16 protein-coding genes are annotated in these 18,205 nt (G+C 71.9%); 12 read left to right on the top strand and 4 right to left on the bottom strand.

Annotated elements, in window-relative coordinates; genetic code table 11:
- Nucleotides 1–36 precede the first annotated feature (36 nt).
- The 6 genes from Cs7R123_RS35115 (at nt 37) to dapB (ending at nt 8,242) form a co-directional block, all read left to right on the top strand.
- Nucleotides 37–1,605 carry a trypsin-like serine protease gene (locus Cs7R123_RS35115; RefSeq protein ID WP_212833013.1) on the top strand — a complete coding sequence of 523 codons (1,569 nt, stop codon included), beginning with the start codon at nt 37–39 and terminating at the stop codon, nt 1,603–1,605.
- Between the two features lie 81 nt (nt 1,606–1,686).
- The gene (locus Cs7R123_RS35110; protein ID WP_244872505.1) at nt 1,687–3,066 is read left to right on the top strand and encodes a Fic family protein; all 1,380 of its coding nucleotides are present in this window, start codon (nt 1,687–1,689) and stop codon (nt 3,064–3,066) included.
- A 152-nt stretch (nt 3,067–3,218) separates the two neighbouring features.
- Nucleotides 3,219–3,488, top strand: coding sequence for a 30S ribosomal protein S15 (gene rpsO / locus Cs7R123_RS35105; RefSeq protein ID WP_212833009.1), 270 nt, complete (start codon nt 3,219–3,221; stop codon nt 3,486–3,488).
- Between the two features lie 199 nt (nt 3,489–3,687).
- Complete coding sequence (locus Cs7R123_RS35100; RefSeq protein WP_212833007.1) at nt 3,688–6,015, top strand: polyribonucleotide nucleotidyltransferase; 2,328 nt, start codon at nt 3,688–3,690, stop codon at nt 6,013–6,015.
- A gap of 162 nt (nt 6,016–6,177) precedes the next feature.
- The gene (locus tag Cs7R123_RS35095) at nt 6,178–7,410 is read left to right on the top strand and encodes a pitrilysin family protein (protein ID WP_212834906.1); all 1,233 of its coding nucleotides are present in this window, start codon (nt 6,178–6,180) and stop codon (nt 7,408–7,410) included.
- Nucleotides 7,411–7,486: 76 nt separating this feature from the next.
- Nucleotides 7,487–8,242, top strand: a complete 756-nt coding sequence (gene dapB / locus Cs7R123_RS35090; RefSeq protein ID WP_212833005.1) for a 4-hydroxy-tetrahydrodipicolinate reductase — start codon at nt 7,487–7,489, stop codon at nt 8,240–8,242.
- Nucleotides 8,243–8,495: 253 nt separating this feature from the next.
- Here the strand turns inward: dapB and Cs7R123_RS35085 are convergent, their stop codons facing one another.
- Complete coding sequence (locus Cs7R123_RS35085) at nt 8,496–9,068, bottom strand: GNAT family N-acetyltransferase (RefSeq protein WP_212833003.1); 573 nt, start codon at nt 9,066–9,068, stop codon at nt 8,496–8,498.
- A 50-nt stretch (nt 9,069–9,118) separates the two neighbouring features.
- On the opposite strand from Cs7R123_RS35085, the gene Cs7R123_RS35080 reads away from it, so the two are divergent.
- Nucleotides 9,119–10,360 (top strand): glycosyltransferase 87 family protein, encoded by a 1,242-nt coding sequence (locus tag Cs7R123_RS35080; protein ID WP_244872343.1) that lies wholly within the window; start codon nt 9,119–9,121, stop codon nt 10,358–10,360.
- Here the strand turns inward: Cs7R123_RS35080 and Cs7R123_RS35075 are convergent.
- Nucleotides 10,265–10,858: a GNAT family N-acetyltransferase gene (locus Cs7R123_RS35075; RefSeq protein WP_212833002.1), complete on the bottom strand. Its 594-nt coding sequence runs from the start codon at nt 10,856–10,858 to the stop codon at nt 10,265–10,267. The genes Cs7R123_RS35080 and Cs7R123_RS35075 overlap by 96 nt on opposite strands.
- Nucleotides 10,859–10,967: 109 nt before the next feature.
- Between Cs7R123_RS35075 and Cs7R123_RS35070 the strand changes: the two genes are divergently transcribed.
- Nucleotides 10,968–12,185, top strand: coding sequence for a winged helix-turn-helix domain-containing protein (locus Cs7R123_RS35070; protein ID WP_212834902.1), 1,218 nt, complete (start codon nt 10,968–10,970; stop codon nt 12,183–12,185).
- A complete protein-coding gene (locus Cs7R123_RS35065; RefSeq protein WP_244872342.1) occupies nt 12,182–12,679 on the top strand; it encodes a DUF2752 domain-containing protein in 498 nt (165 codons plus the stop codon). Before Cs7R123_RS35070 ends, Cs7R123_RS35065 begins: the two co-directional genes overlap by 4 nt.
- Before the next feature lie 441 nt (nt 12,680–13,120).
- On the opposite strand, the gene Cs7R123_RS35060 is transcribed toward Cs7R123_RS35065, so the two are convergent.
- The gene (locus tag Cs7R123_RS35060; protein WP_212833000.1) at nt 13,121–13,930 is read right to left on the bottom strand and encodes a DUF4097 family beta strand repeat-containing protein; all 810 of its coding nucleotides are present in this window, start codon (nt 13,928–13,930) and stop codon (nt 13,121–13,123) included.
- Nucleotides 13,931–13,947: 17 nt separating this feature from the next.
- Nucleotides 13,948–14,433, bottom strand: coding sequence for a toxin-antitoxin system HicB family antitoxin (locus tag Cs7R123_RS35055; RefSeq protein ID WP_212832998.1), 486 nt, complete (start codon nt 14,431–14,433; stop codon nt 13,948–13,950).
- 187 nt (nt 14,434–14,620) lie between these two features.
- Here Cs7R123_RS35055 and thyX point away from each other — a divergent pair, with 187 nt between their 5' ends.
- The 3 genes from thyX (at nt 14,621) to Cs7R123_RS35040 (ending at nt 18,107) form a co-directional block, all read left to right on the top strand.
- The gene (gene thyX / locus Cs7R123_RS35050; RefSeq protein ID WP_212834898.1) at nt 14,621–15,364 is read left to right on the top strand and encodes an FAD-dependent thymidylate synthase; all 744 of its coding nucleotides are present in this window, start codon (nt 14,621–14,623) and stop codon (nt 15,362–15,364) included.
- Between the two features lie 41 nt (nt 15,365–15,405).
- The gene (gene dapA, locus Cs7R123_RS35045) at nt 15,406–16,302 is read left to right on the top strand and encodes a 4-hydroxy-tetrahydrodipicolinate synthase (RefSeq protein ID WP_212832996.1); all 897 of its coding nucleotides are present in this window, start codon (nt 15,406–15,408) and stop codon (nt 16,300–16,302) included.
- Between the two features lie 119 nt (nt 16,303–16,421).
- Complete coding sequence (locus Cs7R123_RS35040) at nt 16,422–18,107, top strand: ribonuclease J (RefSeq protein WP_212834896.1); 1,686 nt, start codon at nt 16,422–16,424, stop codon at nt 18,105–18,107.
- The last annotated feature ends 98 nt before the right edge of the window (nt 18,108–18,205 follow it).

Below are 18,205 nucleotides of genomic sequence, written 5' to 3'. Positions count from 1 at the left end.
GTTTTCCGCATACGCCGAGTACGGGGAGGTCTGGGCGTGTCGCGCAAGCGCATCATCGTGTCCCTGACAGTCATGGCGGTCCTTGCCGCCGGTGCCGCCGCCGTGGTCCTGCACGACCGCGGCTCGGCCGAACCGCAGCCGCAGGCGGCCTTCGTCGAGGGCGCCGGCTACGACATCACCGCGGCGCCGGAGCCGTCCTCGGCCGCGTCGCCGACCGCATCCGGCGCGGGCGGTGCGCCCGCCGCGCCGAGCGCCACCGGCACCGGCGTGGTCGCCCCCGCCTCCACCGCCTACCTGCGCACCAGGTACGGCGTCTCCGCCGCCGAGGCGCAGCGCCGCCTGGCCCTCCAGGAGACGGCCGGGCAGCTCGGCGACCGGCTCGCGGCCCGGTTCCCGGACCAGTACGCGGGCCTGTGGCTCGACCAGGCCGCGGGCGGTGTGCTCACCGTCGCGTCGACCGTGCCCGGCGCGCTCACCGCCGAGCTGGCGCGCACCGGCGACGCGGCCCACGTGCGCGTGGTCCGGGCCGAGCACTCGCTGCGCGAGCTCACCGACGCCGCGACCCGCGCCCGCACCGCACTCGGCGAGACCGACGGCGCGGCCGTCGCCGTCGACCCGGTCACCAACCGGGTGCTGGTCACCGCGAACGAGCAGGTGCCCGCCGGCGACCCGGCGCTGGCCGCGGCCCTGGCGGCCGCCGATGCGGCCGGGACGCTGCGCCGGGTCACCGGGCCGGTCGGGGTGCCCAAGTCGTGCAACCCGCTGAACTGCCACACCCCGCCGATGCGCGGCGGCATCCGGCTCGACGTGCCGCGCGACGACGGCACCGTCGGCGGCTGCACCACCGGCTACAACCTGCGCTCGCAGGTCACCGGGGCGTACTACGTGCTCACCGCCGGGCACTGCGTCAACAGCGACCGGCACACCCGCCGCGACGACACCTGGCACGACTACCTCGGCCAGAAGATCCCGGTCGGCATCGAGCCCGCCGACGCCACGCTGCGCGGCCAGCTGTCGGAGAACGTCGCGGGCATCGGCAGCGCGTACGACTACGCGGTGCTGCCGTACCAGCCGGGCGCCGAGCGCACGTGGAGCGCGGCGCTGGGCCTGATCAACAGCGTCCGGCCGGTGCCGAGCCTCAACTACTGGTGCCCCGGCGGCTGCGCGGGCAGCCACGACGTGCAGCTCACCGGCCTGCTGAAGCCGTCGGCGGTGCAGGTCGGCTGGGTCGTCTGCGCCAGCGGTGCGGGCTACACCCCGAAGGCCGGGGAGCAGTACGTCGACTCCGGCGCGGGCGCGGGCTACCAGCCGGGCACCCGCTGCGGCGAGGTCACCGCGGTCGGCACGCTGATCTCGGTGCGCATCTGCGCCCGTCCCGGCGACAGCGGCGGGCCGCTGTTCACCGAGGCCGACGGCAAGGCGCTGGGCATCCTCAAGTTCGGCGACCCCGGCAGCGGCCCGTGCACCAACGCCGCCGAGCTCAACCACTACTCACCGGTGGCGACGATCCTGGACCGGGTCAACGCCCGTACCGGCAACTCGCTGAAACTGGTCCTGTCGGTCACCGGTCCGGTCGTCGGCGCCCCGCCCAAACCCCAGCCCTGATCCGCGGGGCTTGCTCGACATAGTTGAGACCCGGGCGCGGTGCGCCGCGCCCGGGTCGTAGCATCGGCGGTTGTGAGCCTCATGCCCTGGCGGGAAGTGGAGCCGCTGCCCGCGCTCAACGGCACGGTCGAGCCGATCCGGTCCACCGTCGACTCCCTGCACAAGGCCTGGGAGCGGTCGATCGCGCAGGCGCCGACCGCCGAGTTCGCCCAGGCGCGCCAGCGCAGCCTGCGCCGCCACGCCATCGAGACCGGCATCATCGAGCGCCTGTACGACCTCGACTGGGGCGTCACCGAGGCGCTGGTCGCCGAGGGCATCACCGCCGAGGTCGCGGCGCGGCAGGGCGGGGTGCCCGGCGACGCCCTCGACCTGATGCGCGACCAGCTCGACGCGCTGGAGTTCCTGGTCGGTGCGGTCCGCGAAGGGCGGGACCTGTCCGTCTTCTTCATCCGTGAGCTGCATCAGCTCATCACCGCGCACCAGCCCGTATACGACGCGCGCGACGCGCTCGGGCGGGCGGTGCAGGTGCCGCTCCCGCGCGGGGAGTGGAAGACGCAGCCCAACCACGTGCGGCGGCCCGACGGCAGCCTGCTGGAGTACACCCCGCCCGAGCACGTGCCCGCGCAGATGGAGCGCCTGGTCGAGCTGTACCGGCAGACAGAGGGTGCGCATCCGGTGGTCCGGGCGACCTGGCTGCACCACCGTTTCATCCGCATCCACCCGTTCGCCGACGGTAACGGCCGGGTCGCCCGCGCGCTGACGCTGCTGGCCCTGCTCAGAGGCCGGTACGCGCCGCTCGTGGTCGATCGCCGCAACCGGCCCGACTACATCGCGGCCCTCGACGCGGCCAACGACGGCGACCTGCGCCCGCTGGTGCACCTGTTCGCTCAGCTGCAGATCGTCGCGATGCGGGCGGAACTGGAGCGGCCCGCGCTGGTCGCGCCGGTCCAGAGCGGCGCAGTGGCGGTGGTGCGCGCGCACGTGGAGCGGCTGCGCGGGCAGCGCGCCGAGGTCGAACCCGGAGCCGCGGCGCGTACCACGGCGGCCATGTCGGAGCTGGTGACCCGGTTCCACCGGATGCTGCAACCGGTGATCGAGGACATCGAGCGGGCCTTCCGCGAGCTCGACCCCGACGCCCGGACCGGGATGGAGGACGTCCGCGGCGCGAACGTCGACCTGGTGTCGGTCTTCGTCCGGGTGCTCGGCTACACGTTCCGGTACTCGGTGGCCGTGGGAGACCTGCGGGCATCCGGCGTCCTGGTGCTGGAGGCGGACGCGTACATGCTGCGGCCCGCGCCCGACCACGAGCAGTCCGTCCGGCTGCTCGACGACCTGCCGCCCACGGACATGGTGCTCATCGCCCCCGACGAGACCGTCGCCGAACGCTGGGACGACGCGGCGGAGCTGGTGGACCGTACGCTGACCGCCGCCGTGGGCCGGTTCTCGCAGCAGTTGTATTGACCCGGAAACGCACATTCCGTATACCGGCGGGCCCTCACCTCACCAACTGGTAACCTGGATTCGACACCGGGTCACCGGTGTTGGTCCGGGTATGCCTGCTCGACGCCGCGGGCTGCCGGGACGGTTAGGAAGACCCATCAGTTAGGGAGAACATGGCGCTCGACGCTGCTGTCAAGACCCAGATCATGGCGGACTACGCGACCACCGAGGGTGACACCGGTTCGCCGGAGGTCCAGGTGGCCGTGCTGACCAAGCGGATCCAGGACCTGACCGAGCACCTGAAGACGCACAAGCACGACCACCACAGCCGTCGTGGTCTGCTGCTGCTGGTCGGCCGCCGCAAGCGGCTGCTGGCCTACCTGTCGAAGTCGGACATCGCCCGCTACCGTGCGCTCATCGAGCGCCTCGGCCTGCGTCGATAGTTCGGATCCGGGGGAGCGGCGCCAGTCGCTCCCCCTCGGCTTAACCAAGAAGAAGGCACGTCACCCGCTCGTCGGGTGAACCGGGTCGGTCCTCGGTAGTGGTGTCCGGAGTCACACTCCGGGCGCTTCGATCGAAGACCGACTGTCTACCCGGGGTGTGGGCGGCGGCGTGCCGCAGACAGAAGGAGCACAAAGCTTCATGACCGAGAGCACACTCGGCGAGCAGCACAGCAAGGCAGTGATCGACAACGGCGCGTTCGGTACGCGTGAGATCACTTTCTCCACGGGCCGCCTGGCCCGTCAGGCCGCTGGTTCGGCCGTAGCCCGCCTGGGCGACACGGTGGTCCTCTCCGCGACCACCGCGAGCAAGACCCCGAAGGACCAGTTCGACTTCTTCCCGCTGACGGTGGACGTCGAGGAGCGGATGTACGCCGCGGGTCGCATCCCGGGCTCGTTCTTCCGCCGCGAGGGCCGTCCCAGCGAGGACGCCATCCTCACCTGCCGCCTGATCGACCGGCCGCTGCGCCCGTCGTTCGTCAAGGGCCTGCGCAACGAGGTCCAGGTCGTCGAGACGATCCTCTCGCTCGACCCGTCCCACCCGTACGACGTGGTGGCCATCAACGCGGCCAGCATGTCGACCAAGCTGGCGGGCCTGCCGTTCAGCGGCCCGATCGGTGCCACCCGCGTGGCGCACATCGACGGCCAGTGGGTCGCCTTCCCGACCCACGCCGAGCTGGAGCGGGCCACCTTCGACATGGTGGTCGCCGGCCGGACGCTGGAGGACGGCGACGTCGCGGTCATGATGGTCGAGGCGGAGGCCACCGAGCACACCGCCAAGCTGGTCGCCGGTGGCGCGGCCGCCCCGACCGAGGAGGTCGTGGCAGGCGGTCTGGAGGCCGCGAAGGCCGCCATCCGCGAGCTGTGCCGGGCGCAGAGCGAGCTGGCCGCGGTCGCCGCGAAGCCGGTGGGCGAGTTCCCGGTGTTCCTGGACTACCAGGACGACGTGTACGCGGCGGTCAAGGCCGCTGCGGGCACCGAGGTGGCCGAGGCGCTGAAGATCATCAGCAAGGCCGAGCGCGAGGAAGCCCTCGACCTGGTCAAGGAGAAGGTCCTGACCCAGGTCGCGCCCCAGTTCGAGGGGCGCGAGAAGGAGCTGCCGGCGGCGTTCCGCTCGCTGACGAAGTACGAGGTGCGCCACCGCGTGCTGCGTGACGGCGTCCGCATCGACGGCCGCGGCCTGCGCGACATCCGGCCGCTGACCGCCGAGGTGGGCGTGCTCCCGCGCGTGCACGGCTCGGCGCTGTTCGAGCGCGGCGAGACCCAGATCATGGGTGTCACCACGCTGAACATGCTGCGCATGGAGCAGGCGCTGGACACCCTGTCGCCGGCGAAGACCAAGCGCTACATGCACAACTACAACTTCCCGCCGTACTCGACCGGTGAGACCGGCCGGGTGGGCTCGCCCAAGCGCCGCGAGATCGGCCACGGCGCGCTGGCGGAGCGGGCGCTCGTCCCGGTGCTGCCGTCGCGCGAGGAGTTCCCGTACGCGATCCGGCAGGTGTCGGAGGCGCTGGGCTCCAACGGCTCGACCTCGATGGGCTCGGTCTGCGCGTCCACGATGTCGCTGCTGGCCGCCGGTGTGCCGCTGAAGGCGCCGGTCGCGGGCATCGCCATGGGCCTCATCTCGGACGACGTCGACGGCAAGATCAAGTACGTGACGCTGACCGACATCCTCGGAGCCGAGGACGCGTTCGGCGACATGGACTTCAAGGTCGCCGGTACGCCGGACTACGTGACCGCCCTGCAGCTGGACACCAAGCTCGACGGCATCCCGTCGGACGTGCTGGCCGGCGCGCTCCAGCAGGCGCACGAGGCCCGCGGCACCATCCTCGGCGTGATGGCCGCGGCCATCGCCGCGCCGGGCGAGATGAGCGACTACGCGCCGCGCGTCACGACCGTCAAGATCCCGGTCGACAAGATCGGCATGGTGATCGGGCCCAAGGGCCAGACCATCAACGCGATCCAGGACGAGACCGGCGCCGAGATCTCGATCGAGGACGACGGCACGATCTACGTCGGTGCGACCGACGGCCCCTCGGCCCAGGCCGCGGTGGACCGGATCAACGCTATCGCCAACCCGACCCTGCCGAAGGTGGGCGACCGGTTCCTGGGCACCGTGGTGAAGACCGCGGCGTTCGGTGCGTTCGTGTCGCTGACCCCGGGCCGCGACGGCCTGCTGCACATCTCCAAGGTGGGCGACGGCAAGCGGGTCGACAAGGTCGAGGACTTCCTCAACGTCGGCGACAAGGTCGAGGTGATCATCGCGGACGTGGACGCCCGCGGCAAGATCTACCTGGACAAGATCGGCCCCGACGGCAACCCGATCGTCAGCGACAAGGCGCCCCGTGAGGGCGGCGAGCGGCCTCCGCGCGAGGGCGGCGACCGTCCCCGCAGCGGCGACCGCGGCGACCGGCCGCGCAGCGGCGGCGACGACAGCGAGCGCCGCCGTCGCACCCGTCGCGACTGACCGTCGGTGACGGCAGAGCACGACAGCGCACAGCCCGCGCAGACCTCCGAGTCTGCGCGGGCTGTGCCCGTTGCCCGTACCTCCGAGCACAGGGCGGAACCCCGCGTGGACGACAGCGACCCGCTCGGCGGCACGGTCCGGCGCACGGTGCTGCCCAACGGCATGCGCATCCTCACCGAGGCCGTGCCCGCGATGCGCAGCGTCAGCGTCGGCATCTGGGTGGGCGTCGGCTCCCGCGACGAGGCCCCGCAGCTCGGCGGCGCGTCGCACTTCCTGGAGCACCTGCTGTTCAAGGGCACGCGCAAGCGCTCGGCCCTGGACATCTCCGCGGCGATCGAGGCGGTCGGCGGCGAGACCAACGCCTACACCGCCAAGGAGTACACCTGCTTCTACGCCCGGGTGCTCGACGCCGACCTGGGGCTGGCGATCGACGTCATGTGCGACGCGGTCGCCGACTCGGTGCTGGCGGAGGCCGACGTGGAGACCGAGCGCGGCGTGATCCTCGAAGAGATCGCGATGCACGCCGACGAGCCCGGTGACGAGGTGCACGACCTGCACGCCGAGGCGCTGTACGGCGACCACCCGCTGGGCCGGCTGATCTCGGGCACCGCCGAGACGATCACTCCGATGACCCGCAAGCAGATCCACAGCTTCTACCGGCGCCGGTACACCCCGCCGGTGATCGTGATCGCGGCCGCGGGCAACCTCGACCACGCGACCGTGGTCAAGCTGGTCAAGAAGGCCTTCGAGGGTACGCCGCTGGGCGAGGCCCCCGACGCCGTGCCCGAGCCCACCCGCTCACCCCTGACCAGGGTCAAGACCCTGCCCGCAGGTACCCTGCTGCGGGCCGACGACACCGAGCAGGCGCACCTGGTGCTCGGCGGCCCGGCGCTGGACCGCCACGACGAGCGGCGCTTCGCCCTCGGCGTGCTCAACAACGTGCTCGGCGGCGGCATGTCCAGCCGCCTGTTCCAGCAGATCCGCGAGACCCGCGGCCTGGCCTACTCGGTCTACTCCTACACCTCCCAGTACGCCGAGACCGGCTCGTTCGCCGTGTACGCCGGGTGCGCGCCGGGCAAGGCGCAGGAGGTGCTCGACCTGATCCGGGCCGGGCTCGCCGAGGTGGCCGCCGACGGGATCACCGCCGAGGAGCTGCGCCGGGGCAAGGGCATGCTCAAGGGGTCGCTGGTGCTCGGCCTGGAGGACACCGGCTCCCGCATGAGCCGCCTCGGCAAGGGCGAGCTGCTGTACGGCGACCTGATGGACGTCGACGAGCTGCTGTCGCGCATCGACGCGGTCACCCTCGACGACGCCAACGCGATCGCGGCGCAGGTGCTCACCGTGCCGATGTCGCTGGCCGTGGTCGGCCCGTTCGACGAGGGCGCGCTGTCCTGACCGACACCGGGTTCCGGTATGTGGCGACCTGCGTGGTCGCCGCACCGGAGTCCGGTGCATCGGCTAGGTTGGGCGCGTGACTGAAGCAGTGGAGCCGATCCGGGTCGGTGTCATCGGCGCACGTGGCCGGATGGGCGTCGAGGTGTGCCGCGCGGTCGACCGCGCCGAGGATCTCGACCTCGTCGCGATGATCGATCAGGGCGACTGGCTGTTCAACGCCTCCGACGCGGGCGCGCAGGTCATCGTCGACTTCACCAACCCCGACGTGGTGATGGACAACCTGCACTGGTGCATCGACCAGGGCATCAGCGTCGTGGTGGGCACCAGCGGCTTCACCGACGCCCGCATCGAGCAGGTCCAGGCCTGGCTCGCGGACAAGCCCGGCGTCGGCGTCGTGATCGCACCGAATTTCGGCATCGGCGCCGTACTGATGATGGAGTTCGCCGCCCGCGCCGCGAAGTACTTCGAGTCGATCGAGATCATCGAGCAGCACCACCCGCGCAAGCTCGACGCCCCCAGCGGCACCGCGCTGCACACCGCCCGCCTCATCTCGCAGGCCCGCGCGGCTGCGCAGATGGGCCCGATGCCCGACGCGACCGCCGACGAGATGGACGGCGCGCGCGGGACCGAGGTCGCGGGCGTACGCATCCACAGCGTGCGCGCGTCCGGGCTGGTCGCCCACCAGGAGGTGCTGTTCGGCGCCACCGGCGAGACGCTGACCATCCGGCACGACTCGTTCGACCGGGTGTCGTTCATGCCCGGCGTGCTGCTGGCGATCCGCGAGGTCGTCAAGCGCCCGGGGCTGACCCTGGGCCTCGACGCGCTGCTGTAGCGCCGTTTGGCGGGCATGCCCCAGCGCCCTCACCCGCCCCGCGTCACCGCCCCGGCCCGCCTCGCCACACCGCCCGCCCCGCCCCGCCCCGACCCGCCCCGCCCCGCCACACCGCCCCGCTTTTTATAGACGTTGGCCTATCACAGCGACTTCGATCTTCGTTCAGTCGATGTGATAGGCCAACGTCTATTGAAAACGGGGCGTGGGCGGGACCGCCGTGGGCCGCCGCGGGTCGCGGGTCGCGGGTCGCGGGTCAGAGCATGGTGTGCAGGCGGAGCTGGGGGACCAGCATGTCGTCGACGTCCAGGGCCCGGGTCGCGCCGTCGGGGGCCCAGCCCGCCGAGGTGAGGAACTTGCGGGTGGCCGGGTCGCGGTCGAACGCCCAGCACACCGCCGAGGCGTACCCGTCCCCGCGCCACAGGTCGACGCTGGCCGACAGCAGCCGACTGCCGTGCCCACGACGTCCCCAGCGCGGTTCGACCAGCAGATCCGTGACCGCCGCCACGGTGATCCCGGCGCCGATGTGATCCTCGCCGGGGGCCAGGGCCGCCTCGTCGAACGGGCCCGACGCCGCGAACCCCACCACGTATTCTTGGACCGCTTGATCGACGGCGTTCTGCTCGACCGCGACCAGCACCCGGTGCTCGGGGCTGGGCGGGGCGGAGACCGCCTCGGCCCAGCGCTCGCGCAGGAACGGCTCTTCGAGCTGTTCCAGCACGTGCGCAGGGAACAGGCGCTTGTAGGCGACCCGCCAGGTCGTCAACTGGATACGTGCTATCTCGCCGACGTCGCTAAGACGCGCCGGACGGACGAACCCGACTGCCACGCCGATGAGCGTACCGAGCGGCCGGACACACTGATCAGGAGGTACGAGGTTTGAGCCGGGCCCGGCAGATCACCATCGTCGTGGCGACCGCGTTCGCCGCCCTGGTGTTCGTGGCGCTGTTCGCCCAGCGGCACGGTTTCTTCGACCTCAACGTCTACTACGGGGCGATCCGGTACTGGATGTCCGGTGGTGAGATCTACGACTTCTTCCGCCCGCGCAGCACGTACGGCTTCACCTATCCGCCGTTCGCCGCGCTGGTCATGCTGCCGATGGCGCTGGTGCCCTGGCCGGTCGCGATCGTGTTCAGCTGCGTCGCCACCGCCCTGGTCACCTGGTGGCTGCTGCGCCTGCTGCTCACCCCGCTGGCGCGGCAGCAGGGCTGGCCCCGCTGGTACGTGCTGGCCCTGGCCCTGTGCCTGGTCGCCGTGTACGAGCCGATGCGGGAGACCTTCCTGTTCGGCCAGGTGAACGTGTACCTGCTGGGGCTGGCCGCGTTCGACCTGCTGGTGCTGGCCCGCCGGGGCAGCCGGTGGACCGGCGTCGCCATCGGCCTGGCCACGGCGATCAAGCTCACACCCGGCATCTTCATCGTGTACCTGCTGATCACCCGCCGCTGGCGGGCCGCGCTGACCGCCGCGGCCACCGCCGCCGCGGCGACGCTGCTGGCCGCCGCGGTCGCACCCGACGCCTCGCGTGAGTTCTGGACCAGCGCGCTGTGGGACACCGACCGGGTGGGGGTGCTGTCGTTCATCTCCAACCAGTCGCTCCAGGGCGTGATCGCCCGGATCGGGGAGGTGCCGGGCGGTAAGGCGATCTGGGCGGTGCTGGTCCTCGGGGTGCTCGCGCTGTGGTTCGTGCGCTGCCGCGAGGCGGTGCGCCGGGGTGACGAGGTCGCCGGGCTGGCGTTCACCGGCATCGTCGGCGTGCTGATCAGCCCGGTGACCTGGGTGCACCACCTGGTGTGGCTGATCCCGGCGCTGGTGCTGCTGGTCCAGCACGGCTTCGCGGCCGGCGGGCGGCGCCGCTGGGCGCTGCTGGGGCTGGCGGCGGTGTCGTACGTGATCCTGTCCAGCCGCGTGGTGTGGCTGTGGGAGGACCAGGTCGGCGGCTGGGCCGTGTTCCTCGGCGCCAACGCGTACGTCTGGATCTGCCTGGCCCTGCTCCTGGTGACCCCGATCGGGCGGCCCGCCCCCGGGCTACCCGATCTCCCGGACGAGGGCGCAGCGCAGCTCGGGGATGTCCACGTCGCTCCCGCGCGGCCGAAACGTCGAGTGCGTACCGTCCGGTACTAGCCCGTGGCGGGCGTAGAACCGCAGCGCCCGTACGTTGTCGGTCAGCGCCCACAGCCGCACCAGCGGCTGGGGCAGCCCGGCCAGCGCCGCCCCGATCAGCGCGTCGGCCACGCCGGTGCCCCACCGGTCGGGGTGCACGTACAGCGCCAGGATCTCGCCGACCCGCCCGTCCAGCTCCCCGTCGGGGCGATGGCCCTGCGCCCGGTACGGCCCGAAGCACACCCAGCCGACCGGCCCTCCGCCGTCGACGGCGATCAGGTTGGTGAACGGGTTGTCGGCGGTCAGCCGCTGGGCGCGCTCGCGGGCGCGCTGCTCGACGTCGAGGGCGGCGAGCACGGCGTCGGGCACGATCCCCGCGTACGCCGCCCGCCACGACGCGATGTGCATCGCCGCGACCGCCGCGCAGTCCGCCTGCGTCTCCGCCTGTACCGTCACCGCGCCCGTCACCGCGCGCTCCTCGCTGCCCATGCCCGGATTTCGCCCATGCCCGGATGTCATGCCCGGATGTTAGGAAGGGGCGCTTCTACCCCGCAATGCGATAAGAAGGTGCCCTTCCTTGCCCGAGGGGTGTCGGGGGGTGGGGGTAGCGTCGGGCGGCGTGGAGTCGATGACGGTCGCGCAGGCGCGGCGGATGGCGCTGGCAGCCCAGGGGTTCGCCGACCGGGCGCCCACGGGCGCCGTGGGGGCGCGGCAACTACGCAAGATCGTTGTCGGGCGTACGGGGCTGCTCCAGATCGACTCCGTCAACGTGCTCCAGCGGGCCCACTACCTGCCCGTCTACAGCCGCCTCGGGGCGTACGACCCCTCGGTGCTCGACGCGGCCAGCGGAAAGCGGCCCCGCTGGCTGTTCGAGTACTGGGGGCACGAGGCGTCGCTGCTGCCGGTCGAGCTGCAACCGCTGCTGCGGTGGCGGATGGCGCGCGCCGAGGGCGCCTGGGGCGGCCCGCGCAGCATCGCCGCGCAGCGCCCCGACCTCGTCGCCTGGGTGCTCAAGGAGGTCGGCGAGCGCGGCCCGGTCACCTCCGCGCAGATCGAGCAGGACGTGCCCAAGCCCAAGGACAACTGGGGCTGGAACTGGTCGGACGTGAAGAAGGCGCTGGAGTGGCTGTTCTACTCCGGCGACATCACCTCCGCCGGGCGCACCACCCAGTTCGCCCGGCTGTACGACCTGACCGAGCGGGTCCTGCCCGCCGCCGTGGTGCACACGCCGACGCCGGAACCGGCCGAGGCGTACCGGAAGCTGGTCGAGCTGTCCGCGCGCGGCCTGGGCGTGGCCGCCGAACCGGAGTTGCGCGACTACTTCCGGCTGCCGCTGGCCGGGGCGCGCACCGCCATCGCCGACCTGGTCGAGGAGGGGGTGCTGATCCCGGTGCAGGTGCAGGGGTGGAAGCAGCAGGCCTGGCGGCACCGCGACGCGGCCATGCCGCGCCGGGTGGCGGTGTCCACCCTGGTCAGCCCGTTCGATCCGCTGATCTGGGAACGGGGCCGCACCGAGCGGCTGTTCGACCTGCGCTACCGCATCGAGATCTACGTGCCGCAGGAGCAGCGGGTGCACGGGTACTACGTGCTGCCGTTCCTGCACGGCGACCGGTTCGCCGCCCGCGTCGACCTCAAGGCCGACCGGCGGGCCGGGGTGCTGCGGGTGCCCGCCGCCTGGTCCGAGCCGGGCACCGACCCGCACGCCACCGCCGAGGCGCTGGCGGTCGAGCTGCGGCGGCTCGCGGGCTGGCTCGGCCTGTCCGACGTGGCCCCGCCCGAGCGCGGGGACCTGGCTTCGGCGCTGGCCGATGCGGGTGTGCGGGGCAGTGTAAGTTCAGTGGTGTGACTGAGGCTCCCGCCTACCCCGACGCCGGGCACTTCGCCCCGCCGCCCGCCGACCGGTCCACCCGGTTCGTGGAGTGGATGCGCTCGCACACCCCGCGCTGGGTGATGCCGCTGGCGGCCCTGGGCTGCATCGGCGGCGCGCTCGGCTACACGGCGCTGGTCGACCCGACCAACAACCCCGCCGACGCGACGCCGACGTGCCTGGTCAAGCTGCTGACCGGGTTCGACTGCCCAGGCTGCGGGGGTACGCGCGCGGCGTGGTACCTGATGCACGGCGACCTGCCCGCCGCCGCCCGCCACCACCTGCTCTTCGTGTTCGCCGTCCCCTTCATGATCTACATGTACGTGGCCTGGGCCGGCAACACGTCCTTCGGCTGGAAGCTCCCTCAGCTGAAGGTCACCCCGAGGATGATCGGCATCTTCCTCGGCGCCTGGGGCGTCTTCATGGTCCTGCGCAACCTCCCCTGGGCCCCGTTCACCTACTTCTTCGTCTAACCCCACCGGCACCCGCTGCCACCCCCACCCAACGCCCCGTTGATCATGAACTTATGGCACGGCTCGACGGTGTGTCGACGGCACGGCTTCCTGATCGACTGCGGGGTCGCGCTGGCCGCGCCGGACGCGCGGGTGAACCCGGTGCCGTGGTGGAGAGATCGCCGTCTCCGGTCGCCGGGTGGTGCTGGAGCGCACATGGTGACCCGAAACGGCGATCATCCGCGCTCGCGGTAGACGGTTGCCGGCGTGACGCCGCGCCCCCGCCATGACATGCATAGACGCTGGCCTATTACGTCGACTGAGCGTCGCTCGGATTCAACGTAATAGGCCAGCGTCTATGTAAAGCTGGGCCTCGGCCCTGGCCCGGCCCGACCGACCGGCCCCGGCCTGGCTGGCGGGGTTCGGGGTGGGGCGAGGCCGAGGCCGTGGGGGGCGGGTGGGTTAGGCGGGGACGACGCGGCGGAGGGAGATGTCGCCGCTGGCGGTACGGGCCTTGACCGTCAGGTTGTGGGCCACCGCCGCCGGCGGGGCGCTGGCGGGCATGGACAGGTCGCTGGTGGTACGCCCCGAGGCCGTGTTCAGGTCGAGCCACACCCCGGTGCCGGCCGCGACGCCGATGACGACATCGCCGCTGGCCGTGTTGACCCGGATCTCGCCCTGCCGGGTGACCCCGAACGACACGTCCCCGCTGGCGGTGTTGACCTTGGCGTCGCCGTCGGCGGCGCCGATCTCGACGTCGCCGCTGGCGGTGTGCACCACCACGTTGCCGCCGACATGACCGGTGCGGATGTCGCCGGAGGCGCTGTTGACCCGCAGCGCGCCGCCGACGTCGCCCAGCCGGATCCGGCCGCTGGCGGTGTTGACGCTGGTGTCGCCGGTGACCTGCTCGACCTCGATGTCGCCGCTGGCGGTGTTGACGACCAGGTCGTGGTATCGCCCGGTGATGCTCGCGTCGGCCGAGGCGATGTGCACGGTCAGCGCGCTGTCGAGGGGCATCTCGACCCGCACCAGCAGCTTGGCGCGGCGGAACAGCCGCCAGCCGCCGTGCTCGGGGGCGCTGACCCGCAGGTGGCGGCCCTCGACCATCTCGACGCGGCTCTCGGCGACGGCCTGGATGCTGGCCTCGTTGTTGTCCAGCGCCGTGATGCTGACGGTGGCGGTGGTGCGCTCGCTGGCGACGATCTCCAGCCGGCCGGCGGACAGCTTCACTTCGGCGCGGATGGTGCCGTTGCAGGGGAATTCGCGGTTCATCGTCGGCTCCTGCCTGGTCAGGCCTGGGCGTAGCCGGTGATCCGGCGGCCGAGGTGGGTGGTGGGGGCGGCGGGCGCGGGCCCGCGCAGCGAGTTGGCGGTGGCCCGGACGAGCCACGCGTTGACGGAGATGCCCTCGGCGGCGGCGGCGCGCTCGACGCCCTCCTTGAGGCCTTCGGGCAGGCGCAGGGTGAGGCGGGTCAGGTCGCCGCCCTCCGTGATCGGCGCGGCCGGGGCGGGCTCGGGCGCGGCGGCGGGGGTGTCGGCGGCGGTGACCACCAGGTCGGCCTCGCGGCCGCGCAGGCGGACCTCCACGGTGGTGCCGTCGAGCTTGGTGGTGATCTCGGCCGTGGCGTCGGCGAGCACCTCGATCAGGCACAGCCGGGCCGAGGCGTCGAGGGCGGTGGCGAGCAGTTCCGCCACGCGGGCGGCCTCCTCGCCGCCGGGCGCGGCGGTGGCGGTGAGGTCCCGCCGCAGTGAGTCGAGGTACGGGGACAGGTCCATGACACCACTATGACGTCAGAAGTGACGTCATGCAAGTGTCAGTTCTGACGTCACTGCGACAGGTGTGACGTCACGTATGGCGTCACACATGGCGTCAAGGCGCCGTGATCGCACCGTCAGGGTGATGCGGACCTCCCGCGAGCAGCGAGAAGACGTCGATCCACTACCATCAGCCGTTGTGACTGAGATGGTGAAGCCTTCGGTGCAGTTGATCGCGTGGACGAACTTCCAGGCTCCGGCCGACGTGGAGTGGGACACCGACGCCGAGGGCGGTCAGGCGCTGGCGGAGTTCGCCGGCCGGGCCTGCTACCAGTCCTGGACCAAGCCGAACCCGGCCACCGCCACCAACGCGGGCTACCTCAGGCACATCCTTGAGGTGGGTCACCTGTCTGTGCTGGAGCACGGCACGGCCACGTTCTACTTCACCGGCGTGTCACGTTCATTCACGCACGAGCTGATCCGGCACCGGCACTTCTCGTACTCCCAGCTCTCGCAGCGGTATGTGCCCGAGCGCGACGCCGCCATGGTCGAGCCGGAGGTGATCGCGGCCAACCCGGAGCTGCACAAGAAGTTCGTCGAGGCCAGCGAGGCCGCGGTGCGGGCGTACAACGAGCTGCTGGAGGGCCTGGAGGCGACGTTCGCCGACGTGCCCAACGCCACCCTGCGGCGCAAGCAGGCCCGCCAGGCGGCCCGGGCGGTGCTGCCCAACGCCACCGAGACCCGGATCGTGGTCACCGGCAACTACCGTGCCTGGCGCCACTTCATCGCGATGCGGGCGACCGAGCACGCCGACGTCGAGATCCGCGAGCTGGCCGTGGCGACCCTGCGCGAGCTGCTGGAGCTGGCGCCGAACGTGTTCGGCGACTTCGTGATCAGCAAGCTTCCCGACGGCAGCGAGATCGCCGCGAGCGCCTACACCTGGGAGTCCTGAGGGCGGGGATGCCACGCAGGGTATTCCGCTAGGTTGTGTGCATGACGTACGACGCTCACCGGCCCTTCGGGCGCCTGATCACCGCGATGGTCACTCCGTTCCGCCAGGACGGCTCCCTCGACGTCGATGGAGCCGCCAAGCTTGCCGCGTACCTCGTGGACGAGCAGCGCAACGACGCGTTGGTCATCAACGGCACCGCCGGTGAGTCCCCGACCACGACCGACGCCGAGAAGGAGGCTCTCGTGCGCGCCGTGGCCGAGGCTGTCGGCGACCGGGCGCAGGTCCTGGCCGGGGTCGGCACGTTCGACACGCACCACACGATCGAGCTGGTCCGGGGGGCCCAGCGGGCAGGCGCGCACGGCCTGCTGCTCGTGACTCCGTACTACTCCCGCCCGCCGCAGGCGGGGCTGGAGCGTCACTTCCTGGCGGTGGCCGAGGCCGCCGAACTTCCGATCATGCTGTACGACATCCCGCACCGCACCGGCACGCCGATCACCACCGACACCTTCCGCCGCGTCGCCGAGCACGAGCGCATCGTGGCGGTGAAGGACGCCAAGGGCGATCTGACCGCGGCCTCCTGGGTCATGCGCGACACCGGGCTGGCCTTCTACTCCGGCGACGACGCCAACACGCTGCCGCTGCTGTCGGTCGGCGGGGTGGGCGTGGTCGGCACCTCCACCCACCTGATCGGTCCCGGCACCAAGGAGATGATCGAGGCGTTCGAGCGGGGCGACACCGCCACCGCGCTGCGCCTGCACCGGCAGCTGCTGCCGCTGTTCACCGGCATCTTCCGCACCGCGGGCACGATCCTGACCAAGGCGGCACTGAACGCGCGCGGGCTGCCCGCGGGCCCGGTGCGCTCGCCACTGGTCGATGCGACCGAGCCCGAGCTGGCCCAGCTGCGCGCCGACTGCGCGGCCGCGGGCGCGGCACTCTAGACGTACCGGCGGCGTGAGCCGTCCAGCAGTACGGCGCGCCCGGCGCGCCGACAGCGGCGGCATGTCGAGGCCGCCAAGCCCGAAGGAGAGAGATATTGACCGCAGCGAATTTGGACGCGGTGCGCAGTCCCCACCTGGGTACGCCGCCGCCGCTGCCTGAGGGCGGCCTGCGCATCATCCCGCTGGGCGGGCTGGGTGCCATCGGCCGCAACATGACCGTCTTCGAGTTCGGCGGCAAGCTGCTCGTCGTCGACTGCGGCGTGCTGTTCCCGGACACCGCCGACCAGCCCGGCGTCGACCTGATCCTGCCCGACTTCGCCCCGATCCTCGACCGGCTCGAGGACGTCCAGGCGATCGTGCTCACGCACGGGCACGAGGACCACATCGGCGCGGTGCCGTACCTGCTCGCGCACAAGAGCGACATCCCGCTGGTGGGCTCGCAGTTCACGCTGGCGCTGATCGAGGCCAAGCTGGCCGAGCGGCGCATCACGCCGTACACCCTGACCGTGACGGAGGGGCAGCGCGAGCGGCTCGGACCGTTCGAACTGGAGTTCTTCGCGGTCAACCACTCCATCCCGGACGCGCTGGCCGTGGCCATCCGCACCGACGCCGGGCTGGTGCTGCACACCGGCGACTTCAAGATGGACCAGCTGCCGCTGGACGGGCGCATCACCGACCTGGCCGGGTTCGCCCGGCTCGGTGCCGAGGGCGTCGACCTGCTGCTGTCGGACTCGACCAACGCCGAGATCCCCGGGTTCGTCACCCCGGAGAAGGAGATCGGCCCGGTGCTGGGGTCGATTTTCGCCAAGGCGAAGGGCCGCATCATCGTGGCCTCGTTCGCCTCGCACGTGCACCGGGTGCAGCAGGTGCTCGACGCCGCCGCCGAGAACGGCCGCAAGGTGGCGCTGATCGGCCGCAGCATGGTCCGCAACATGGGCATCGCCCGGGACCTCGGCCTGCTGCGGGTCAAGCCCGGCCAGGTGGTCAACCTGGAGGACGCGGCCGGCCTGCCGCCGGAAGAGATCGTGCTGATGTCGACCGGTTCGCAGGGCGAGCCGATGAGCGCCCTGGGCCGCATGGCCACCGGCGACCACCGCCACATCACGGTCGCCCCCGGTGACACGGTCGTGCTGGCCAGCTCGCTGGTGCCCGGCAACGAGACCAGCGTGTACCGGGTGATCAACCAGCTCGCCCGCGCCGGTGCCACGGTGATCCACAAGGACGTGGCGAAGGTGCACGTCAGCGGCCACGCCCCGGCGGGGGAGCTGCTCTACCTGCTGAACGTGGTCAAGCCGAGCAACCTGATGCCGGTGCACGGCGAGTGGCGCCACCTGCGCGCGCACGCCCGCCTCGGCGTCGAGTCGGGCGTCGAGCCCGACCGGGTGGTGCTCTGCGAGGACGGCGACGTCGTCGACCTGGTCGAGGGCCACGCCAAGCTGGTCGGCCACGTCAAGAGCCGGTACGTCTACGTCGACGGCCTGGCCATCGGCGACGTCGGCGAGAGCCTGCTGACGGAGCGCCGCGTGCTCGGCGACGGCGGCTTCATCGCCGTCACCGTGGTCGTGGACTCCGTCACCGGCAAGGTCGTCGGCGGCCCGCTGCTGTCGGCCAAGGGCTTCTCCGAGGACCCGGCCGCGTTCGACCCGGCCCTGCCCCTGGTCACCGAGGCCCTGGACCGGGCCGCCCTGGACGGCGTCACGGACAGCCACCAGCTCCAGCAGATCGTCCGCCGCGTGGTGGGCCGCTGGGTCAACGAGGCCTACCGCCGCCGCCCGATGATCGTCCCCACGGTCCTGGAGGTCTGACCGCCGGACACCCACCCCACCCCGTTGACCAGGGGTGGGCGTGGGGGGTCCAAGGCGGATGGCGAGACACGGTGGTAAAAGCGAGGACTTGTCGATGA

Origin of the sequence: Catellatospora sp. TT07R-123 (assembly GCF_018327705.1) — a bacterium.
Lineage (GTDB): Bacteria > Actinomycetota > Actinomycetes > Mycobacteriales > Micromonosporaceae > Catellatospora.
The sequence above is the reverse complement of the archived record's forward strand: the minus strand, read 5'-3'. Positions and strand labels throughout refer to the sequence as shown.